Below are 20,208 nucleotides of genomic sequence, written 5' to 3'. Positions count from 1 at the left end.
GCAAAATTGAAACCGGTTTCATTTTTTGTGATGTTTTACACACAATCATGGTGAAGCGGTTGTGCCGCGCCGCCGCCCACGATAAAGATGATGCATCAAGGAACATACATAAGGGCGATGAAACTATGAAGAATATCGTTTTATGCTGTGCCGCAGGAATGTCCACCAGCATGCTGGTGCAACGCATGAAAGAGGCCGCGCAAAAGAAAGGCATCGAAGTCTCGATCAAAGCTGTGCCGGTAGCGGAGTTCAAAGATAACCTGGCCGCGGCGGATATTATCCTGCTCGGCCCACAGGTGAAGTACGAGCAGGCGAAACTACAGGCGCTAGCCGACCCGGTCGGTAAAAAGGTCGCCGTTATTGACATGATGGATTACGGCATGATGAAAGGCGATGCCGTTCTGGATAAAGCCCTGAAGCTGATGGAGTAAGGCATGGAAGATTTAGAGACGATTATCATGGAGCTGCTGGTCAACGCCGGCTCCGCACGCAGTTCTGCCCTCACCGCCCTGCAGCAGGCGCGTAAAGGCGATTTCGCCGCCGCCGAACAGGCTATGGCCGACTCCCACGAATTCGTGAAGCATGCGCATAAAATCCAGACCCAGCTTATTGGCCTGGACGAAGGCAGCGGCAAGCTGCCGGTGAACCTGATTACCGTGCATTCCCAGGATCATCTAATGAACGCGATGGTGATTCAGGATTTAGCAACCGATATGATCGAACTGTATCGCCGCCTGCCGCCCGCACAATAATCCCGCTGATTTATCAGGCGCCGCCAGCGGCGCCTGTCTCACTTACAGAAAACCGTACATCGCTGCGAACACCCAGCCAAAGACGCAAGAAACGCTCACGCCAATTAATCCCGGCAGGATAAAGCTATGGTTTATGACGAAGCGGCCAATATGGGTCGTGCCTGAACGGTCAAACTGAATCGCCGCCAGATCGCTTGGGTAAGTCGGCAGGATGTAATAGCCGTAGCAGGCGGGCGCGGAAGCCACGATATAGGCCGGGTCAACGCCGATCGCCAGCGCTACCGGGACAATCGCCGCCAGCGCCGCCGCCTGAGAGTTGACGAACTTAGATACCAATAACAGCACGATAGCGTAGGCCACGGGTACTCCTTCACCATCTCTCCGAGCACGCCTTTAATCTCGGTCATGTGCGCGCCAAACATGGTTTCCGCCATCCATGCAATGCCGTACACCGCGACGATAGCGATCATCCCCGAGCGGAAAACCTCATTTTTAGAAATCGACGCCGGGTTAGTTTTGGTAATGATGATGATAAGCGCCCCGGAGAGCAGCATGAACATCTGGATCACCAGTACCATTGAGAGAGGCTTACCATCGAACGCCGGGCGCAGTTCGGAAAACGCGCCAAGCAGCGCCACTACGGCGATTGAGGCAAGGAAGATCCACATCGCGATCCAGTTGCTGGTCGGCAGCTTTTTATCCAATAGCGTGGCCGTATCGCCATAAACATAATGACGGTTTTCCGGTACTGCAATAAACGCCTGGAAGGTCTCGTCTTTATCAAGGTCCTTACCGCGGAACCAGCTGAAGATGCCAATCGCCAAAATCCCCAGTAGCGTTGACGGAATGGTTATCGCCAGTAGATCGAGAAACTCAAGGTGCTTACCGTTAAAGGTAAAATTCCCGAGCATCGCCACCAGCGAGACCACCGCCACCGAAACCGGACTGGCAATGATCCCCATCTGAGCGCCAATCGAGCTCGCCGCCATCGGCCGCTCCGGGCGAATATTATTTTTGATAGCTACGTCGTAAATAATTGGCAGGATCGTATACACCACGTGGCCGGTACCGCACAGGATCGTCAGCGTACAGGTGACGAATGGCGCAACGATAGAAACGTATTTGGGGTTGCGCCGCAGGAGCTTCTCGGCAATCTGCAGCATCACGTCTAAACCGCCGGATGCCTGTAGCGTCGCCGAGGCGGCCACCACCGCGATAATCACCAGCATGACATCAACCGGTGGTTTTCCTGGTTTAAGATGAAAGACAAAAACTAAGATAACTAAGCCAATGCCGCCTAAAAGGCCGAGCGCAATGCCACCCTTTTTCGCGCCGTAGAACAGACAAATTAAGATAATGATGAGCTGTATAGCAAATTCCATGCATCCCCCAGAAGCTATCCATTAATAACGACAATACTCTCCGCCTTATTTTTATTTTGCTCACCACCTCCATTGCCTTTTAACAGGCGCAGTGACCCCCTCAGTTGCGGTAAACCGAAAAGGATGGGGAAAAGTAATCACATGATTCTTTGAGTGTTTTGACTATATAGCGTTTGCGGCGCCTATTTTTTGATACATGTAGAATTTTTATCCATCGATTAGTGATGGCATAAAGAAATAGCAAATAGATAATTATCAGACATGTTTAATTTGCTAATTAATTGCGGCAATTACATTAAATAAATGTAATTTATTTTAGGTGAGATAAATCGACAGGTAATAAAAAAGCCAGTCAGGAAACCTGACTGGCTTTTAAGCGCTTAGCGAATCAACGATTAATCGTTGTCAGAACCGCCCAGGCCTGCGTTCAGCAGCTCTGCCAGGTTGGCAGAGGCTTCTTCTACGCTCACCTGCGGCGCAGCTGGCTGTTCGCCCGCTGCGCGACGGCGCATACGATCCTGGTGGTACGCATAACCGGTACCTGCCGGGATCAGACGACCCACGATGACGTTCTCTTTCAGACCGCGCAGTTCGTCGCGTTTGCCCGCAACGGCTGCTTCGGTCAGCACGCGAGTGGTCTCCTGGAACGATGCCGCGGAGATGAAGGACTCGGTTGCCAGAGACGCTTTGGTGATACCCAGCAGGTCGCGGGAATAGGTTGCCGCAACTTTGCCATTCGCTTCAAGCTCGCGGTTAGCGATCTTAACGCGGGAGTATTCAACCTGCTCACCTTCGAGGAAGTCGGAGCTACCAGCACTTTCGATGGTCGCTTTACGCAGCATCTGACGAACGATAACTTCAATGTGCTTATCGTTAATCTTAACGCCTTGCAGACGATAAACGTCCTGCACTTCGTTGGTGATGTAACGCGTTACCGCGTGTACGCCACGAAGACGCAGAATGTCGTGCGGCGCTTCCGGACCGTCGGAAACCACGTCACCACGTTCTACACGTTCACCTTCGAACACGTTCAGCTGACGCCATTTCGGAATCATCTCTTCGTACGGTTCGCTACCGTCTACCGGGGTGATAACCAGACGACGTTTCCCTTTGGTTTCTTTACCGAAGGAAATGATGCCGCTGATTTCAGCCAGGATTGCCGGCTCTTTCGGACGACGTGCTTCGAACAGGTCCGCAACGCGCGGCAGACCACCGGTGATATCCTTGGTACCGCCAGATTCCTGCGGAACACGCGCCAGGGTGTCACCAGAGCTGATCTGTACGCCATCTTCCAGCTGAACAATCGCTTTACCCGGCAGGAAGTACTGAGCAGGCATATCGGTGCCTGGGATCAGAACGTCGTTGCCCTGAGCATCAACAATTTTCAGCGCCGGACGCAGATCTTTACCACCGGAGGTACGTTCCGCGGAATCCAGAACCACCAGCGAAGACAGACCGGTCAGCTCGTCGGTCTGACGAGTAATGGTCTGGCCGTCGATCATGTCAGTGAAGCGGACGAAACCACTCACTTCGGTGATAACCGGCATGGTATGCGGATCCCAGTTTGCAACGGTTTCACCGCCAGCAACCTGTTCGCCGTCGCCTTTAGCCATAACGGAGCCGTAAGGCACTTTATAGCTTTCTTTGGTACGACCGAATTCGTCGATCAGCTTCAGTTCGGTGTTACGCGAGGTGATAACCAGTTTACCGCTGGAGTTCACAACCGACTTCGCATTGCTCAGACGGATGCTACCTTTGTTTTTCACCTGGATGCTGGATTCAGCAGCCGCACGAGATGCCGCACCACCGATGTGGAACGTACGCATCGTCAGCTGTGTACCCGGCTCACCGATGGACTGTGCCGCAATAACGCCGATAGCCTCACCTTTGTTGATGAGGTGGCCACGCGCCAGGTCACGACCGTAGCAGTGCGCACATACACCAAAGTCGGTGTCACAGGATACAACGGAACGAACTTTGACGGAGTCAACGGAGTTCTCTTCCAGCAGGTCACACCAGTGCTCGTGCAGCAGCGTGTTGCGTGGAACCAGGATGTCCGCGGTACCCGGCTTCAGAACGTCTTCAGCAGTCACACGACCCAATACGCGATCGCGCAGCGGCTCTTTAACGTCGCCACCTTCGATAACCGGCGTCATGGTGATGCCTTCCAGGGTGCCACAGTCGTCTTCAGTGACAACCAGGTCCTGCGCAACGTCAACCAGACGACGAGTCAGGTAACCGGAGTTCGCAGTCTTCAGTGCGGTATCCGCCAGACCTTTACGAGCACCGTGGGTGGAGATGAAGTACTGGAGTACGTTCAGACCTTCACGGAAGTTCGCGGTGATCGGCGTTTCGATGATGGAGCCATCCGGCTTCGCCATCAGACCACGCATACCAGCCAGCTGACGAATCTGTGCCGCAGAACCACGCGCACCGGAGTCGGCCATCATGTAGATGCTGTTGAAGGAAACCTGCTGCTCTTCCTGACCGTCACGGTTAATCACGGTTTCGGTTTGCAGGTTATCCATCATCGCTTTGGATACACGATCGTTCGCCGCAGCCCAGATATCGATAACTTTGTTGTAGCGTTCGCCCGCAGTAACCAGACCAGACTGGAACTGTTCCTGAATCTCAGCAACTTCAGCTTCCGCTTCGCTGATGATTTCGTATTTTTTCTCCGGGATGACCATGTCATCGATACCAACGGATGCACCTGAGCGCGCTGCATAAGCAAAGCCGGTGTACATCGTCTGGTCCGCAAAAATAACGGTCGGTTTCAGACCCAGAATACGGTAACAGGTGTTCAGCATCTTAGAGATCGCTTTCTTACCGAGCGCCTGGTTCACGATAGAGAACGGCAGACCTTTCGGCACGATCATCCACAGAATGGCACGGCCGATGGTCGTGTCTTTCAGGCTGGTCTTCGCGACGAATTCACCATTGTCGTCTTTTTCGTATTCGGTGATACGCACTTTAACGCGCGCATGCAGAGAGGCCAGACCGGCGCGATAAATACGCTCCGCTTCTTTCGGGCCAGTCAGCACCATGCCTTCGCCTTTGGCGTTAACACAGTCACGGGTCATGTAGTACAGACCCAGTACAACGTCCTGAGACGGAACGATGATTGGTTCGCCGTTCGCCGGGGACAGGATGTTGTTGGTAGACATCATCAGCGCACGCGCTTCCAGCTGGGCTTCCAGCGTCAGCGGTACGTGAACAGCCATCTGGTCACCATCGAAGTCGGCGTTATATGCCGCACAAACCAGCGGGTGCAGCTGAATGGCTTTACCTTCGATCAGAACCGGTTCAAACGCCTGGATACCCAAACGGTGCAGTGTTGGCGCACGGTTCAGCAGTACCGGGTGTTCGCGGATAACTTCGTCCAGGATATCCCAAACGACAGCTTCTTCGCGCTCAACCATTTTCTTAGCGGCTTTGATGGTGGTGGCCAGGCCACGCAGTTCCAGCTTGCCGTAGATGAACGGTTTGAACAGCTCCAGCGCCATTTTCTTCGGCAGACCGCACTGATGCAGACGCAGGTATGGACCTACGGTGATTACAGAACGACCGGAGTAGTCAACACGCTTACCGAGCAGGTTCTGACGGAAACGACCCTGTTTACCTTTGATCATATCGGCCAAAGATTTCAGAGGACGTTTGTTGGAACCGGTGATCGCACGACCGCGACGACCGTTATCCAGCAGGGCGTCGACCGCTTCCTGCAGCATACGTTTTTCGTTGCGTACGATGATGTCCGGCGCAGCCAGATCCAGCAGACGTTTCAGACGGTTGTTACGGTTAATGACGCGACGATACAGATCGTTCAGGTCAGAAGTCGCAAAACGACCGCCATCCAGCGGAACCAGCGGACGCAGATCTGGCGGCAGAACCGGCAGAACGGTCAGGATCATCCACTCCGGCTTGTTGCCAGACTGAACGAAGGCTTCCAGCAGCTTAATGCGCTTGGTCAGCTTTTTACGCTTGGTTTCAGAGTTGGTTTCGTTCAGCTCTTCACGCAGCTGCTCGCACTCTTGCTCCAGATCCATGCTTTTCAGCAGGGCCTGAATAGCTTCGGCGCCCATCTTCGCGTCGAATTCGTCACCGAACTCTTCCAGCGCGTCCAGGTACTGCTCTTCAGTCAGAATCTGGTTGCGTTCGAGGTTGGTCATGCCACCTTCGATAACAACATAAGATTCAAAGTACAGTACGCGTTCGATATCACGCAGCGGCATATCCAGCAGCAGGCCGATACGGGACGGCAGAGACTTCAGGAACCAGATGTGGGCAGTCGGAGACGCCAGCTCGATGTGGCCCATGCGCTCACGACGCACTTTGGTCTGGGTCACTTCAACGCCGCACTTCTCACAGATAACACCACGGTGTTTCAGGCGCTTGTACTTACCGCACAGGCACTCATAGTCTTTTACTGGCCCGAAAATACGAGCGCAGAACAGACCGTCACGTTCTGGCTTGAACGTACGGTAGTTAATGGTTTCCGGCTTTTTAACTTCACCGAAAGACCATGAACGGATCATGTCTGGCGATGCCAGAGCAATTTTGATCGCATCAAACTCTTCGGTTTTAGTTTGCGCTTTCAGAAACTTTAATAAGTCTTTCACGGATTTGCTCCCGTCGGAGTTAGCACAATCTGGCGCCGGGTTTTACCCCGGCACCAGTGACCTGTTTGAGCGAGAGTTACTCGTCTTCCAGTTCGATGTTGATGCCCAGCGAGCGGATTTCTTTCAACAGTACGTTGAAGGATTCCGGCATGCCCGGTTCCATCTGGTGGTTGCCGTCCACGATGTTTTTATACATCTTGGTACGACCGTTCACGTCATCAGACTTAACGGTGAGCATTTCCTGCAGGGTGTAGGCCGCGCCGTATGCTTCCAGCGCCCACACTTCCATCTCACCGAAGCGCTGACCACCGAACTGCGCCTTACCACCCAGCGGCTGCTGAGTAACCAGGCTGTAAGAACCGGTGGAACGAGCGTGCATTTTGTCGTCGACCAGGTGGTTCAGTTTCAGCATGTACATGTAACCTACGGTTACCGGACGTTCGAACTGTTCACCGGTGCGGCCGTCAAACAGAGTGATCTGACCGGAAGTCGGCAGGTCACCCAGCTGCAGCAGCTCTTTGATTTCAGCTTCTTTCGCACCGTCGAATACCGGCGTTGCGATCGGCATGCCTTTACGCAGGTTTTCAGCCAGACGCAGAACTTCTTCATCGCTGAAGGTATTCAGGTCAACTTTCTGGCGAACGTCAGCGCCCAGATCGTAAGCACGCTGGATGAATTCGCGCAGTTTCGCGACTTCTTGCTGCTGTTTCAGCATGGCGTTGATCTTATCGCCGATGCCTTTCGCAGCCATACCCAGGTGAGTTTCCAGGATCTGACCGATGTTCATACGAGACGGTACGCCCAGCGGGTTCAGTACGATATCTACCGGCGTACCGTTAGCATCGTGCGGCATATCTTCGATCGGGTTGATCTTAGAGATAACACCCTTGTTACCGTGACGACCTGCCATCTTATCACCAGGCTGGATACGGCGTTTAACGGCCAGGTATACCTTAACAATCTTCAGCACGCCCGGTGCCAGATCGTCGCCTTGGGTGATTTTACGGCGTTTCGCTTCGAGTTTTTTCTCGAACTCGTGTTTCAGTTCGTCATACTGCTCAGCCAGTTGCTCCAGCTGATTTTGTTTCTCTTCGTCGGTCAGGCCCAGTTCCAGCCAGCGATCGCGAGGCAGTTTGTCGAGCTTGTCAGCTTCAACGCCACCGGCAACCAGCACAGCGTAAATACGGCTGAACAGACCAGCTTCGAGGATCTGCAGTTCTTCAGACAGGTCTTTTTTAGCCTGCTTCAGCTGCATCTCTTCGATTTCAAGCGCACGCTTGTCTTTTTCTACGCCGTCACGGGTAAAGACCTGAACGTCGATAACGGTACCAGAGACACCGTTCGGTACGCGCAGAGAAGAGTCTTTAACGTCAGACGCTTTCTCACCGAAGATCGCGCGCAGCAGTTTCTCTTCCGGAGTCAGCTGGGTTTCACCTTTCGGCGTTACCTTACCAACCAGAATGTCGCCGCCGGTCACTTCCGCACCGATATAAACGATACCGGATTCATCCAGTTTGGAGAGCGCAGCTTCACCCACGTTCGGGATGTCAGCGGTGATCTCTTCCGGCCCCAGCTTGGTGTCACGGGACACGCACGCCAGTTCCTGAATGTGGATGGTGGTGAAACGGTCTTCCTGGACAACACGCTCGGATACGAGGATGGAGTCTTCGAAGTTGTAGCCGTTCCACGGCATGAACGCTACGCGCATGTTCTGACCCAGCGCCAGTTCACCGAGGTCGGTGGACGGGCCGTCGGCCAGGACGTCGCCGCGTTCAATTGGTTCGCCCAGGGACACGCAAGGCATCTGGTTGATGCAGGTGTTCTGGTTAGAACGGGTGTACTTGGTCAGGTTATAGATGTCGATACCTGCTTCGCCCGGGTACATCTCGTCTTCGTTAACTTTGATAACGATACGGGAAGCATCCACGTACTGAACGGTACCGCCACGTTTAGCTACCGCAGTAACACCGGAGTCGACGGCAACAGCACGTTCCATACCGGTACCAACCAGCGGCTTATCAGCGCGCAGAGTCGGAACCGCCTGACGTTGCATGTTCGCACCCATCAATGCACGGTTGGCGTCATCGTGTTCCAGGAACGGGATCAGGGACGCACCGACGGATACCACCTGCTGGGTGGATACGTCCATGTAGTCAACCTGGTCGCGGCTGAACAAGCTGGATTCGCCTTTACTACGGCAGGTAACCAGATCTTCAACAAAGTGGCCTTCGTCATCCAGGTTGGAGTTCGCCTGAGCAATGACGTAGTTACCTTCTTCGATAGCAGACAGGTAATGAATTTCGTCGGTAACAACACCGTCGGTCACTTTACGGTACGGGGTCTCAAGGAAACCGTATTCGTTAGTCTGTGCGTACACGGACAGGGAGTTGATCAGACCGATGTTCGGACCTTCAGGCGTTTCGATTGGACATACGCGACCGTAGTGAGTCGGGTGTACGTCTCGAACTTCGAAGCCTGCGCGTTCACGGGTCAGACCGCCTGGGCCGAGTGCGGAGATACGACGTTTGTGCGTAATCTCAGACAGCGGGTTGTTCTGGTCCATAAACTGGGACAGCTGGCTGGAACCAAAGAACTCTTTCACTGCTGCGGAAATCGGCTTGGCGTTGATCATATCCTGAGGCATCAGGGTATCCAGATCGCCCAGAGACAGACGCTCTTTAACCGCACGCTCTACACGCACCAGGCCAACGCGGAACTGGTTTTCCGCCATTTCGCCAACGGAACGGATACGACGGTTGCCGAGGTGGTCGATATCATCGACTTCGCCTTTACCGTTACGGATATCGATGAGCTTCTTCATCACTTCGATGATGTCGTCTTTGCTCAGGATACCGGAACCTTCGATTTCGTCGCGCAGCAGAGAACGGTTGAACTTCATACGACCAACCGCGGACAGATCGTAGCGGTCTTCGGAGAAGAACAGGTTCTCAAACAGGCTTTCAGCCGCTTCACGAGTCGGCGGCTCACCCGGGCGCATCATGCGGTAGATTTCTACCAGCGCGCTCAGACGATCGTTGGTCGGGTCGACGCGTACAGTTTCAGAAATGTACGGACCGTGGTCCAGATCGTTGGTGAACAGCGTTTCGATACGCTTGTGGCCGGACTGGCTCAGTTTAGCCAGCAGATCCAGGCTCAGCTCCATGTTCGCCGGGCAGATCAGTTCGCCGGTCGCTTCGTCGATGTAGTCTTTAGAAGCAACTTTACCCGCGATGTACTCAACCGGAACTTCGATATGTTTGATATCGTCTTTTTCCAGCTGGCGAATATGGCGCGCGGTAATACGACGGCCTTTCTCAACGTACACTTTACCGTTGGCTTCGATATCGAAGGAGGCGGTTTCACCGCGCAGACGCTCCGGTACCAGCTCCATCTGCAGCTTGTTGTCGCGAATTTCAAAGACCACTTTCTCGAAGAACAGGTCAAGGATCTGCTCAGTGGTGTAATTCAGCGCGCGCAGAATGATGGTTGCAGGCAGTTTACGACGACGGTCGATACGAACGAACAGGTTGTCTTTCGGGTCGAATTCGAAGTCCAGCCAGGAACCACGGTAAGGGATGATACGTGCGTTATACAGGACCTTACCGGAAGAGTGAGTCTTACCTTTGTCACTGTCAAAGAAGACGCCCGGGCTACGGTGCAGCTGAGAAACGATAACACGCTCGGTACCGTTGATAACGAAGGTACCGTTGTCGGTCATGAGCGGGATTTCGCCCATGTAGACTTCTTGTTCTTTAATGTCTTTAACGGTGCCTTCCGGCGCTTCGCGCTCGTAGATCACCAGACGCAGTTTTACGCGCAGCGGTGCGGAATACGTCACGCCACGGATCTGACATTCTTTAACATCAAAAACAGGTTCGCCCAGACGGTAGCTGACGTACTGCAGCTCTGAATTACCGCTGTAGCTCTGAATCGGGAATACGGAACGGAAGGCTGCTTCCAGACCATACTGCCCTTCAGGATCTTGCTCGATAAACTTCTGGAACGAGTCAAGCTGGATAGAAAGGAGATAAGGCACATCCAGAACTTGTGGACGTTTACCAAAATCCTTACGAATACGTTTTTTCTCGGTATAGGAGTAAACCATAGGGTTCCTCAGCTCGCTGACAAGTCGACCCATCTGCCCGGAAAGGGCAGTTTTTTATGCAACACTATTTTGTTGACCGGAAAATGGAACACTTTCCGCAATGCCTGTTGCTATCACGCTTAAACCATTTCATTGCGATTTACACAGCCCAGGAACCCTAACCTGTCGCAGTATATTAAGTCGTCGATAGAAACAAGCATTGTGAGGCAAACCAGCAGTCAAACAGTGTGAAATGCTACTGGCGCCTTACAGCGCAAAAAGGCTGGTGACTAAAAAGTCACCAGCCTCAGCCTAATTTCTCAGGCTGCAACCGGAAGGGTTGGCTTATTTAACTTCAACTTCAGCGCCAGCTTCTTCCAGAGATTTTTTCAGAGCTTCAGCGTCGTCTTTGCTGATGCCTTCTTTCAGTGCAGCCGGTGCAGATTCTACCAGGTCTTTAGCTTCTTTCAGACCCAGGCCAGTCGCGCCACGTACTGCTTTGATAACAGCAACTTTGTTAGCGCCAGCAGCTTTCAGAATTACGTCGAATTCAGTTTTTTCTTCAGCAGCTTCAGCCGGGCCAGCAGCTACAGCTACAGCAGCAGCAGCGGAAACACCGAATTTTTCTTCCATTGCAGAGATCAGCTCAACAACGTCCATTACGGACATAGCGGATACTGCTTCAATGATTTGATCTTTAGTGATAGACATTTAAATTGTTCCTGAATATCAGAATAAGTTTATACGTAAGCGAGTGCTTTACAAAGATAACTGCGATTAAGCAGCTTCTTTCGCATCGCGTACAGCAGCCAGAGTACGAACCAGTTTGCCAGCCGAAGCTTCTTTCATGGTTGCCATCAGGCGTGCAATTGCTTCTTCGTAGGTCGGCAGAGTTGCCAGGCGGTCGATTTGCGACGCCGGGATCAGCTCACCTTCAAAGGCAGCGGCTTTGACCTCAAATTTTGCATTCGCTTTCGCGAACTCTTTGAACAGACGAGCAGCAGCGCCCGGGTGTTCCATAGAGTATGCAATCAGGGTCGGACCAACAAACGTGTCTTTCAGGCACTCGAACGGAGTACCTTCAACGACGCGGCGCAGCAGGGTGTTACGAACAACACGCATGTAAACGCCAGCTTCACGACCTGCTTTACGCAGTTCAGTCATTTTATCTACAGTTACGCCACGGGAATCCGCAACTACTGCAGACAGCGCGCCTTTGGCTACTTCGCTGACTTCAGCAACAATCGCTTGTTTGTCTTGAAGATTTAAAGCCATTAGCTTTGCTCCTGGATGTTTGCCAGAGCTTATGCTCTGGAACTCACTTCACTCTATTCAACGAATAGAGCGTCTTAATACGGTGAGCAGAAACAAGCCAGAGTATCCAAAAAATAATCTTAGCGTTCTGTCACCGTCTACGCAGGGGATTAAGTTTCTTACGAAACACCTGCGGTCTTCGACGGAGGCCTGGATAGGCCAGGCTCCAACGAACAAATCTGTTAGCCGCTAACTTTCGTTAGCAAACGTGGGGGTAAGATTGTAGACAAAATCACCGCCCACGTAAAGGCATTAGTTTGCAGAAGCGTTCAGGCCAGCCTGATCTACTGCAACACCTGCACCCATGGTGGTGGAGATGCTAACTTTCTTGATGTACACGCCTTTAGCCTGAGTCGGTTTTGCTTTTTTCAGCGCAACCAGCAGAGCTTCCAGGTTTTCTTTCAGTTTGTCAGCGTCAAAGTCCACTTTACCGATGGTGGTGTGGATGATGCCGTTTTTGTCGTTACGATAACGAACCTGACCTGCTTTCGCGTTCTTAACCGCTTCAGCAACGTTAGGAGTTACGGTACCAACTTTCGGGTTTGGCATCAGGCCGCGCGGGCCCAGAACCTGGCCCAGCTGGCCAACAACGCGCATTGCATCCGGGGAAGCAATAACAACGTCAAAGTTCATTTCGCCTTTCTTGATCTGGTCAGCCAGATCTTCCATACCTACCAGCTCGGCGCCTGCAGCTTTAGCAGCTTCAGCGTTCGGGCCCTGTGCAAATACGGCAACGCGAACAGAACGGCCAGTACCGTGCGGCAGTACAGTTGCACCACGTACGTTCTGGTCAGATTTACGAGCATCGATGCCCAGGTTTACAGCAACGTCAACGCTTTCAACGAACTTAGCGGTCGCCAGTTCTTTCAGCAGAGAGATGGCTTCGTTGATGTCATACTGTTTAGTTGCATCAACTTTCTCACGAATCACGGACATGCGCTTGGTCAGTTTAGCCATTTCTTAGTCCTCCACTACCAGGCCCATGGAACGTGCAGTACCTTCGATGGAGCGAGTCATCGCTTCAATGTCGGCACCAGTCATGTCGGCAGCTTTGGTCTGCGCGATTTCCTGCAGCTGAGCGCGGGAAATTTTACCAACTTTATCTTTGTTCGGCTTACCAGAGCCGGACTTGATACCAGCCGCTTTTTTCAGCAGAACTGCTGCCGGCGGAGTTTTGGTAACGAAAGTGAAAGAACGGTCAGCGTAAACGGTGATAACAACCGGGATTGGCAGACCTTTTTCCATGGATTCGGTTTTTGCGTTGAACGCTTTGCAGAATTCCATGATGTTAACGCCCTGCTGACCCAGTGCTGGACCAACCGGCGGACTCGGGTTTGCCATACCAGCTGCAACCTGCAGCTTGACGTAGGCTTGTACTTTCTTAGCCATTCTTAAATCCTCGAATTGGGTATTAACGCTTCAGAGAAGCTCCCCGTGATTAAACATCGTTTTACGGGCCAGGCCCATAAAAACAAAAGGCGCGAAATTGTATTCCAATTTCGCGCCCTATGCAACGATTAAATTGCTGCTTTTTTGATCGCCGGCTTACGCCTTCTCAACCTGGCCGAAGTCCAGTTCTACCGGAGTCGCACGACCGAAGATAGAAACGGAAACTTTCAGGCGAGACTTCTCGTAGTCCACTTCTTCAACAACGCCGTTAAAGTCAGCAAACGGACCATCGTTGACGCGAACCATTTCGCCCGGCTCAAACAGCGTTTTCGGACGCGGCTTATCGCCAACCTGCTGCAGACGGTTCATGATGGCATCGACTTCTTTGTCGCTGATCGGCGCCGGACGGTCGGAAGTACCGCCGATGAAGCCCATCACGCGCGGGACGCTGCGCACCAGGTGCCAGCTCGCGTCGTTCATGACCATCTGAACCAGAACGTAGCCTGGGAAGAATTTGCGTTCGCTTTTGCGACGCTGGCCGCCACGGATTTCAACCACTTCTTCGGTCGGAACCATGACTTCGCCAAACAACTCTTCCATGTTGTGTAATTTGATATGTTCACGCAGCGACGTAGCTACGCGACCTTCAAAACCGGAAAACGCCTGAACGACGTACCAGCGCTTTTTAGGAGCTTCAGACATCTCAGAACCTCAGGCCAGTGATAAAGGATACCAGGCGAACCAGAATACCATCCAGTCCCCACAGGATCAGTGACATTACTGCAGTTACGGCAGCAACAATCAGCGTGGTGTGCAGCGTTTCCTGGCGGGTCGGCCAGATCACTTTGCGGACTTCGGTTCTCGCTTCGCGGGCGAAAGCGACTGTCGCCTTACCTTTTGTCGTTAACAGAGCGACGCCACCGGCAGCAGCGATAAGAATCACCACAGCCAGCGCACGGATCGCCAGCATAATGTCGCGATAAAGGAAGTTGCCTACGATGGCTACAATCAGCAGCACGGCAACGATAACCCACTTCAACGCTTCCAGGCCGCGCCCGCTCCCTTGAGCTTCGGTATTCGCACTCATAAACCAACCTGTCACAAGAATTCAGACAAACATCTTCGCCCCGCATTAAATGCGAGGCGACCAAACCGAAATGCTCTGCTGCGTTTCGGACTTTACGCCCTCTTCAGAGCCTGTCTCAGCAATGATTATGACAAAAAAAATCACTGATGAGCCAGGTTCTGGTGTGAAAGCGTGCAAAAAGGGCATCAAATGATGCCCTTTTATTGCGCATTGCGTCAAATGTTATCAGCGATTAGCCGAGAACTTTAGCAACCACGCCCGCGCCAACGGTACGGCCGCCTTCACGGATTGCGAAACGCAGACCATCGTCCATCGCGATCGGGTGGATCAGGGTAACAACCATTTTGATGTTGTCGCCCGGCATTACCATCTCTACGCCTTCCGGCAGTTCGATGGTACCAGTCACGTCAGTAGTACGGAAGTAGAACTGCGGACGGTAGCCTTTGAAGAACGGAGTATGACGGCCGCCTTCGTCTTTGGACAGGATGTACACTTCAGATTCGAACTTGGTGTGCGGCTTGATGCTGCCCGGCTTAGCCAGTACCTGACCACGTTCGATTTCTTCACGTTTGATACCACGCAGCAGAACGCCTACGTTCTCACCAGCACGGCCTTCGTCCAGCAGTTTGCGGAACATTTCAACGCCAGTACAGGTGGTTTTCGCGGTGTCTTTGATACCAACGATTTCAACTTCTTCACCAACTTTGATGATACCGCGCTCTACACGACCGGTAACAACGGTACCACGACCGGAGATGGAGAATACGTCTTCGATCGGCAGCAGGAACGGCTTGTCAATCGCACGCTCTGGTTCCGGGATGTAAGAATCCAGGAAGCCAGCCAGTTCGATGATTTTCGCTTCCCACTCTGCGTCGCCTTCCAGCGCTTTCAGAGCAGAACCACGAACGATCGGAGTGTCGTCGCCCGGGAAATCGTACTGAGACAGCAGTTCACGAACTTCCATCTCAACCAGTTCCAGCAGCTCTTCGTCATCAACCATGTCGCATTTGTTCAGGAACACGATGATGTACGGAACGCCTACCTGACGACCCAGCAGGATGTGCTCACGAGTCTGCGGCATCGGGCCGTCAGTCGCAGCAACAACCAGGATCGCGCCATCCATCTGAGCAGCACCGGTGATCATGTTTTTAACATAGTCGGCGTGGCCCGGGCAGTCTACGTGCGCGTAGTGGCGAGTCGGGGTGTCATATTCAACGTGGGAAGTGTTGATGGTGATACCACGAGCTTTTTCTTCCGGCGCGTTATCGATCTGATCGAATGCGCGAGCAGCACCGCCGTAGGTTTTAGCCAGTACGGTAGTGATTGCAGCGGTCAGCGTTGTTTTACCATGGTCAACGTGGCCGATAGTACCGACGTTAACGTGCGGTTTTGTACGTTCAAACTTTTCTTTAGACATCGATTGTCCCTCTAAGACACGGATAAATCGGTGATATCACCACATCAACCAGGCAACATGCCCGACTTGTTGAATGCAATAAACAGAGAGAAACAGGGAAGGAGAGATAAAGAAGTGGTGCTGATACCCAGAGTCGAACTGGGGACCTCACCCTTACCAAGGGTGCGCTCTACCAACTGAGCCATATCAGCACGTCTGGAGCGGGCAGCGGGAATCGAACCCGCATCATCAGCTTGGAAGGCTGAGGTAATAGCCATTATACGATGCCCGCATCCTGAAACTCGGCTACCCAGTTCTTTCTGTAACAAAAAAGAGATTGCTCTCTTTAATGTTGAGCTGATTAGTTTACCCAACCAACTCCGGCTACGCAAAGCGTCGCCCGAAAGTGGTGGTGGGGGAAGGATTCGAACCTTCGAAGTCGATGACGGCAGATTTACAGTCTGCTCCCTTTGGCCGCTCGGGAACCCCACCCAAATTGTTATGGTGCCGACTACCGGAATCGAACTGGTGACCTACTGATTACAAGTCAGTTGCTCTACCTACTGAGCTAAGTCGGCATCAAGTAGCGCGCATTCTAGGGAGACCTGCGAGTTCATGCAACTAAAAATTTGCATAAAACGTTCTCTTGCTCACATTTTGTGCTCTTACGCGAAAAAACGGTGTAATTTCAAACAATGGAGTGCAAAAAAAGCGCATTCCTCAACGCAGAATTTGTTTCGCTGCGCCTGTCAGATATAAGAATGACGGTTTTTTCACCTGCAGATCCTGGTAGCAGGCGCGATCGCTAACCTGCAAAGATAGCAGACTCGCTTTCTCCCCTCTTTCTACTTATTCATCACTTGTGATGCTGCTATGAGAAAGCGCCCTTCGATGAGTTTTTTTCTTATTATTCCCGGCATTCTGGTGTTACCCTCCTGCCCATTGTCCTGATTAACTAGTGTGAAGCATCACCGCTACCTCTTTTTCGGTGATAGTAAGAACATGCTTATGAGCAAAAAAGAGCAGACGTTAATGACACCCTATCTACAATTTAACCGCAACCAATGGGCTGCACTTCGTGATTCCGTTCCGATGACGCTGACAGAGGAAGAAATCGCGCGGTTAAAAGGCATCAACGAAGATCTTTCGCTGGAAGAAGTCGCCGAGATCTATTTGCCGCTGTCACGTTTGCTCAATTTCTATATCAGTTCCAACCTCCGTCGCCAGGCGGTGCTTGAGCAATTTCTTGGCACCAACGGCCAGCGTATTCCTTACATCATCAGTATTGCAGGTAGCGTTGCGGTTGGTAAAAGTACTACAGCGCGTGTTTTACAAGCGCTGCTTAGCCGCTGGCCGGAACATCGTCATGTTGAACTGATAACTACCGATGGCTTCTTACATCCTAACTCGGTGTTAAAAGAACGCGGCTTGATGAAGAAAAAGGGCTTCCCGCAGTCCTATGATATGCATCGGTTGGTGAAGTTTGTTTCTGACCTGAAATCTGGCGTACCAAATGCCACCGCGCCGGTCTATTCCCATCTCATTTATGATGTTATTCCTGATGGTGATAAAACCGTTGCTCAACCGGATATTCTTATTCTGGAAGGTTTGAACGTTCTGCAGAGCGGGATGGATTATCCGCACGATCCGCATCATGTATTTGTCTCTGACTTTGTCGACTTCTCTATTTATGTCGATGCGCCGGAAGACTTATTAAAAAACTGGTATATCAACCGCTTCCTGAAATTCCGTGAAGGCGCTTTTACCGATCCGGATTCTTATTTCCATAATTACGCAAAACTCTCAAAAGACGAAGCGGTTAATATCGCCACTTCATTATGGAATGAGATCAACCTACTGAACTTAAAAGAAAATATATTACCAACCCGAGAGCGAGCCAGCTTGATTATGACCAAAAGCGCAAATCATTCGGTCGATCAAGTTCGCCTACGGAAATAAAAAAGGGAGCGCAAGCTCCCTTTTTTCTATTCAGCGCTACGCAGCGATATCTCGCCTCCCACCCATGGTTTAATTACCCCATCCTGCTCGAGTAATAATGCCCCTTGCGCATCAATTCCGCGAGAAATACCAAATATTTCCTTATCACCAATAATCAGCTTCACCGGCCGATTAATAAAGTTATCCAGTTTTTCCCAGCGTGGCAGGTAAGGTGTTAAACCTTCCTGTTCGAATAGTTGCAAACCGGTACGTAATGCTTTCACCAGACGCGCCGTCAGGGTGTTACGGTCAATGAAGACTCCCGCCTCCTGGAGGCTGATCCACCCCTGATTGACAATGTCAGACTCAACGCGGCGCATCACGAGGTTGATACCAGCGCCGCTGACGATTTGCGCGGCATCACCGGTTTTGCCTGTCAGTTCTACCAGGATACCGGACAACTTGCGGTCCTGCAGATAAATATCATTCGGCCATTTGACCCGAACGTTATCCGCCCCCAGGCTCTGCAGTACTTCTGCAATCACAATACCGATCACCAGGCTCAAACCAATCGCAGCAGCAGGGCCTTGTTCCAGACGCCAGTACATGGAGAGATAAAGATTGGCCCCAAACGGTGAGAACCACTTACGCCCGCGGCGGCCACGACCAGCCTGCTGATATTCAGCGACACAGGCATCACCTGACTTCAGTTCATCCAGACGATCCAGCAAATACTGGTTGGTGGAATCAATCACCGGCAGCACGGTAATACGACCTTGTTCAATCTGGCCGGCAATCTTTTGCTCATCCAGCAATTCAATCGGTTCAGGGAGGCTATAGCCCTTCCCTGGTACGGTAAACACATCAACACCCCAGTCGCGGAGCGTCTGCATATGCTTGTTAATTGCCGCGCGGCTCATCCCCAGGCGTTCGCCGAGCTGTTCGCCAGAGTGAAACTCGCCATCCGCCAGAATAGAGATCAGCGTCAGGGGTACGGTATTATCTTTCATGCAATCACCTCTTCCGCATTCACTTCACCGTTCTCTGCGATGAAGCGCACTTCAGGCTGGAGCCAAACATTAAATTTCTCGCCTACCTGCTGGCGGACATAGTGTGCCAACCCAACGACATCATCGCTGGTCGCCTGGTTATCGTTGATCAGCACCAACGCCTGCTGACGGTGAACGGCAGCCCCGCCGATAGTTTTACCTTTTAGCTGGCATTGATCGATAAGCCAACCGGCCGCCAATTTAATGCTGCCGTCAGCCTGTGGATAATGTGGCGCGCCAGGGAATGCAGCCAGCAATTCCTGAGCAACCTGAGCACTGACGACCGGGTTCTTAAAGAAGCTACCGGCATTACCATTCACTTTAGGATCCGGTAACTTGGTCATACGCATGTGACAAACGGCATCGAATACCTGGCGTGGGGTAACAGTTTGCGGATCGAGACGGGTTAAATCCCCGTAGGTCAACACGGGACGCCACGCTTTTTCCAACCGTAGTCCAACAGCCACTATCGCGTAACGATCCTGATATTCATGTTTGAAAATACTGTCGCGATAGCCGAAACGGCACTCTGCGGCAGAAAGGCGCTGCTTGCGACCTGTTTCGAGTTCGATACAGTCTACGTATTCACATACTCGCTGCAGTTCGACGCCATAGGCACCAATATTTTGAATTGGCGAAGATCCCGCGCAGCCAGGAATTAAAGCCAGATTTTCCAGCCCAGGCATTCCATTTTCCAGCGCAAATTGCACCAGTTGATGCCAGTTTTCACCGGCGCCAACGTGCAAACGCCAGGCTTCAGACGTTTCGCTTACCTCGATCCCCATGATGCGGTTGATGATCACCGTGCCGGAATAGTCTTTCAGGAACAGAACGTTGCTTCCTTCTCCAAGGATCAGACAAGGTTGGTGTTCTGCAGCGGCGGCTTGCCAGGCAGCCAGCAACTGTTGTTCATTTTCAGCAAGTACAATTGCTTTGGCAGAATGGCTAATGCCAAAGGTATTCCAGGGTTTGAGGGAGAGGTTCATAGTGGCTTCCTGATGCAAAATCAGCATTAGTTTACCGTATCTGGCGAGGGAAGGCTTGCCTGAATAATATCGGTTCGGGGCCGGGTTCATCTCATCATGGGCGTGAATGAAGGGTGCCGGCAGGCAGGAGCCTTTCCCGGAGGCGGTGCTGCGCACCTTTTCCGGGCTACGGGGTCTGTAGCCCCGGTAAGCGCAGCGCCACCGGGAGAGAT

General features: G+C 52.2%; 14 protein-coding genes, 4 tRNA genes and 1 pseudogene. 3 read left to right on the top strand and 16 right to left on the bottom strand.

Annotation, left to right across the window (positions count from 1 at the left end):
- Positions 1-125 precede the first annotated feature (125 nt).
- Together AC2CGP_RS23940 and AC2CGP_RS23935 are read left to right on the top strand one after the other, a co-directional pair.
- Positions 126-431, top strand: coding sequence for a PTS sugar transporter subunit IIB (locus AC2CGP_RS23940; RefSeq protein WP_015704006.1), 306 nt, complete (start codon positions 126-128; stop codon positions 429-431).
- Positions 432-434: 3 nt separating this feature from the next.
- Positions 435-752: a PTS lactose/cellobiose transporter subunit IIA gene (locus AC2CGP_RS23935; RefSeq protein ID WP_015704005.1), complete on the top strand. Its 318-nt coding sequence runs from the start codon at positions 435-437 to the stop codon at positions 750-752.
- Between the two features lie 42 nt (positions 753-794).
- Here the strand turns inward: AC2CGP_RS23935 and dcuB are convergent.
- From dcuB to AC2CGP_RS23865, 14 genes and pseudogenes are all read right to left on the bottom strand, one after another.
- Positions 795-2,134, bottom strand: a pseudogene (dcuB, locus tag AC2CGP_RS23930) (anaerobic C4-dicarboxylate transporter DcuB).
- Between the two features lie 395 nt (positions 2,135-2,529).
- On the bottom strand, positions 2,530-6,753 hold the full coding sequence (gene rpoC / locus AC2CGP_RS23925; RefSeq protein WP_015368824.1) for a DNA-directed RNA polymerase subunit beta': 4,224 nt from the start codon (positions 6,751-6,753) through the stop codon (positions 2,530-2,532).
- A 76-nt stretch (positions 6,754-6,829) separates the two neighbouring features.
- Positions 6,830-10,858, bottom strand: a complete 4,029-nt coding sequence (rpoB, locus tag AC2CGP_RS23920) for a DNA-directed RNA polymerase subunit beta (RefSeq protein ID WP_015704004.1) — start codon at positions 10,856-10,858, stop codon at positions 6,830-6,832.
- 324 nt (positions 10,859-11,182) lie between these two features.
- Positions 11,183-11,548 (bottom strand): 50S ribosomal protein L7/L12, encoded by a 366-nt coding sequence (gene rplL, locus AC2CGP_RS23915; RefSeq protein WP_003033114.1) that lies wholly within the window; start codon positions 11,546-11,548, stop codon positions 11,183-11,185.
- 66 nt (positions 11,549-11,614) lie between these two features.
- Entirely contained in the window at positions 11,615-12,112 is a 498-nt protein-coding gene (rplJ, locus tag AC2CGP_RS23910) for a 50S ribosomal protein L10 (RefSeq protein WP_004097644.1), read from the bottom strand.
- 291 nt (positions 12,113-12,403) lie between these two features.
- Complete coding sequence (gene rplA, locus AC2CGP_RS23905) at positions 12,404-13,108, bottom strand: 50S ribosomal protein L1 (protein ID WP_015368826.1); 705 nt, start codon at positions 13,106-13,108, stop codon at positions 12,404-12,406.
- A gap of 3 nt (positions 13,109-13,111) precedes the next feature.
- Positions 13,112-13,540 (bottom strand): 50S ribosomal protein L11, encoded by a 429-nt coding sequence (rplK, locus tag AC2CGP_RS23900; RefSeq protein ID WP_008808007.1) that lies wholly within the window; start codon positions 13,538-13,540, stop codon positions 13,112-13,114.
- Between the two features lie 156 nt (positions 13,541-13,696).
- Positions 13,697-14,242 (bottom strand): transcription termination/antitermination protein NusG, encoded by a 546-nt coding sequence (gene nusG / locus AC2CGP_RS23895; RefSeq protein WP_007665882.1) that lies wholly within the window; start codon positions 14,240-14,242, stop codon positions 13,697-13,699.
- A gap of 1 nt (position 14,243) precedes the next feature.
- On the bottom strand, positions 14,244-14,627 hold the full coding sequence (secE, locus tag AC2CGP_RS23890; protein ID WP_015368827.1) for a preprotein translocase subunit SecE: 384 nt from the start codon (positions 14,625-14,627) through the stop codon (positions 14,244-14,246).
- Between the two features lie 232 nt (positions 14,628-14,859).
- On the bottom strand, positions 14,860-16,044 hold the full coding sequence (gene tuf, locus AC2CGP_RS23885) for an elongation factor Tu (RefSeq protein ID WP_015368828.1): 1,185 nt from the start codon (positions 16,042-16,044) through the stop codon (positions 14,860-14,862).
- A 115-nt stretch (positions 16,045-16,159) separates the two neighbouring features.
- Positions 16,160-16,235 (bottom strand) — tRNA-Thr (locus AC2CGP_RS23880).
- A gap of 5 nt (positions 16,236-16,240) precedes the next feature.
- Positions 16,241-16,315, bottom strand: a tRNA-Gly gene (locus AC2CGP_RS23875).
- A gap of 115 nt (positions 16,316-16,430) precedes the next feature.
- Positions 16,431-16,515 (bottom strand) — tRNA-Tyr (locus AC2CGP_RS23870).
- A gap of 10 nt (positions 16,516-16,525) precedes the next feature.
- Positions 16,526-16,601 (bottom strand) — tRNA-Thr (locus AC2CGP_RS23865).
- 430 nt (positions 16,602-17,031) lie between these two features.
- On the opposite strand from AC2CGP_RS23865, the gene coaA reads away from it, so the two are divergent.
- A complete protein-coding gene (gene coaA, locus AC2CGP_RS23860; protein ID WP_015368830.1) occupies positions 17,032-17,982 on the top strand; it encodes a type I pantothenate kinase in 951 nt (316 codons plus the stop codon).
- A gap of 26 nt (positions 17,983-18,008) precedes the next feature.
- Here the strand turns inward: coaA and birA are convergent, their stop codons facing one another.
- Both birA and murB read right to left on the bottom strand, forming a co-directional pair.
- Positions 18,009-18,971, bottom strand: coding sequence for a bifunctional biotin--[acetyl-CoA-carboxylase] ligase/biotin operon repressor BirA (gene birA, locus AC2CGP_RS23855; protein WP_015368831.1), 963 nt, complete (start codon positions 18,969-18,971; stop codon positions 18,009-18,011).
- The gene (gene murB, locus AC2CGP_RS23850) at positions 18,968-19,996 is read right to left on the bottom strand and encodes a UDP-N-acetylmuramate dehydrogenase (protein ID WP_045367917.1); all 1,029 of its coding nucleotides are present in this window, start codon (positions 19,994-19,996) and stop codon (positions 18,968-18,970) included. Before murB ends, birA begins: the two co-directional genes overlap by 4 nt.
- Positions 19,997-20,208 lie beyond the last annotated feature (212 nt).

The organism is Klebsiella sp. SYXHC3 (assembly GCF_057196925.1).
This window is presented reverse-complemented; position numbering and strand designations above follow the sequence as displayed.